General features: G+C 69.5%; 1 protein-coding gene. It reads left to right on the top strand.

What is annotated here, in order from left to right; all coding sequences use genetic code 11:
• On the top strand, positions 1-275 hold a 275-nt coding region (locus tag SB719_RS19895), incomplete at both ends, for a hypothetical protein (protein WP_412159699.1).

The following is a 275-nucleotide window of genomic DNA, read 5'->3' as shown; positions in this document are numbered from 1 at the left end:
ACTCGTACACGTTCCTTCGTCCGGGCCCGCACGAGTCCGACTTCGGGGCCTCGCTGTTCTGGTGGGAGGCGCCGGACGGCTCGCGCGTGCTCGCCTACCGCATCCCATTCGAGTACGGCAGCCCGGGCGGTTCCGTCGACGGCCAGACCGAGAAGTCGCTCGCCTCGCTCGACCGCAGCGTCGGCTTCGGCGAGAACGCCGTCGCGATGGTGTTCTACGGCGTGGGCAACCACGGTGGCGGCCCCACGATCGCCAACATCGAGTCCATCCACCGG

Source organism: Pantoea sp. SIMBA_079 (assembly GCF_046940275.1).
GTDB lineage: Bacteria > Pseudomonadota > Gammaproteobacteria > Enterobacterales > Enterobacteriaceae > Pantoea > Pantoea borealis.
This window is presented reverse-complemented; position numbering and strand designations above follow the sequence as displayed.